Below are 2,094 nucleotides of genomic sequence, written 5' to 3'. Positions count from 1 at the left end.
TTCCACGGGCTTTATCAATAAAGATAAACATCCCTATTAGACAGTGAAAAGTAAGGGTGAGCTCTGGTGTATTGTTTAATCAGACGTAAGAACAAGCTCTGCTTGAATCAGGATAAGACGCGTATTCCTGAATCGCAGCTCGAACTCGAATTGGCAGTGAAGAATGTAATCTATATTATAAATTACAAAGAGTTAGAGCTGACAAAGCGAAGCACATTCTGTAGCTAAAGGGTGAAAGTGTCTAATTATCTCAATAAATTTAAAATATTAAAGCGAGTTCAAATCAGATTTGAACTCGCTCTAATGTTTGTATACGCTTATCTTTCTATATAAATAACATTCTTAATTCTTAGAATAAGTTGTTCTCGAATTGATTTTCTGATTCAAATCCTCGATATAACCAACAACAACCTGCTTTATATCTCCATAAACCTCTTTATTTACATTTGCCATGACTTTTAAATATGGCAACAGATCGTTGTTTATAATCTCACGAATTATTTTTTGTTGTGCCAAAGGAGCTATCAATTCCATTTGTTCATAGCTGATTTTCTGCATTCGCACATATGTTTCAGACAATTCTTCTGCTGATGATTTTACCAAATCAAGACAATCAGATACACCAACTAATGAATCTAATAAGGGTTTAATCTCATCAGAATCCAATTCTTTTAGTAATGCATTAAAAGATGAAATCTGAGATTCATAGCTTTGAATATATAGTTTTAGATCATTTGCTGCAAATACATTCCAGACTTTTCTGGCATTAGCCGCAACAGCCTTATCTCTCATATATAAATTGGCTTCTACAAATTGCTCTAAGCATATGAAATCTCTATCAAAAATAGCATCCTTTGCTGCCATCTCTTCTGTAAATTCGCAACTTCCTATTTGGCTAAGCGTTTTTGTTAACACCTCATTCTCCTCTTCTATTCTTTGGCCTAATATTGTAATAAATGTATCAGAAGACCAATCTCTTTTTTTAATTTCGAAGAGTATACTATGTGCAATATCCTGAACTTCCTTAGCCTTACATTTAATTACAATTTGTTCTCCCATTTTAGTCTTTTTATTTGTTGTTGCTGTTTTTTAAGAGACTCAATATAGACATAATATGCATTCCGCTCCGCATTACAAGAATGAAAATTTATCGAATTCTAACTGTTCCTATTTGAAACAATTAAATTTCAATAAATTAAGCTTCATTCTTTTTTTACCTTACTTAATTTTAGAGCAAAAATGTATAAACTGCCCAGCACTTGATTAAAAATCCAACAACTAAGCCTATTTTCTTTAATCTTATTTTAGAGTTTATTTTTAATTCTATGATCTCTTTTCGTAGGGCTGTCATTTCTTTTAAATTCCTATGAATCTGTTTCAAATTCATATGGGAACAATTGTCTTTCAACACATAACCAACAATATGCATCGCAAACAGATCAACTACCACTTGAATATTATGCTGAGCACTTAATATGACCGTAGGGAGATCCTTCCGGCAACATCAGCCCCCGTTTTTAAACCTTCATAATTCTCGTTTAATGCAAAGTCCATGATCACAAAATCGGGTTGACAATACTTTAATCCTTTTAAAAAAAAAGAATAGGCCTTGTGAAAAACTTTTATGCGATAGCCTTGAACTTCGAACCAAAGTTCTAAAGCATGAGAAAAGACGGAATCATCATCGAGAAGACACACCAATTCTTGATTTTCATTTGACTTTTTCGAACAACCCATTATTCATTGGATCAAACGGATTTAAGAGAAAAAGAAGATCTTAAGACTAACAAAAATAAATGCTTAATTGGTCGATAAATAATGAAAACAAATCACCTTCCCCACTAACTTCTTTTTACTATCTTTGCGGCGTTGGCTGGTTTTATATTTCTTCTTATCGGGGTGTGAGTTATTTTATAATCTCGATCCAATGGCATTCCTGGCTGGAAGACAATATAAGGCAGTGGATAGATACCTGAAACTTAAAACGGATATTGGCTTAGGCTGATATTCGTTTTTTTTGTAAAGGGCTCAACATAACAATGAGTTCAATTACTTAAACCAATCGCACCATCACATTTGCGACTAATTCATGGT

2 protein-coding genes are annotated in these 2,094 nt (G+C 33.0%); both read right to left on the bottom strand.

Going from position 1 to position 2,094, the window contains the following annotated elements; genetic code table 11:
* Positions 1-342 precede the first annotated feature (342 nt).
* A complete protein-coding gene (locus ABY905_RS16795) occupies positions 343-1,059 on the bottom strand; it encodes a hypothetical protein (protein WP_372645972.1) in 717 nt (238 codons plus the stop codon).
* Positions 1,060-1,470: 411 nt separating this feature from the next.
* Positions 1,471-1,737 carry a hypothetical protein gene (locus tag ABY905_RS16790; protein ID WP_372645970.1) on the bottom strand — a complete coding sequence of 89 codons (267 nt, stop codon included), beginning with the start codon at positions 1,735-1,737 and terminating at the stop codon, positions 1,471-1,473.
* Positions 1,738-2,094 lie beyond the last annotated feature (357 nt).

It is taken from the genome of Ancylomarina sp., assembly GCF_041555295.1.
GTDB lineage: Bacteria > Bacteroidota > Bacteroidia > Bacteroidales > Marinifilaceae > Ancylomarina.
The sequence above is the reverse complement of the archived record's forward strand: the minus strand, read 5'-3'. Positions and strand labels throughout refer to the sequence as shown.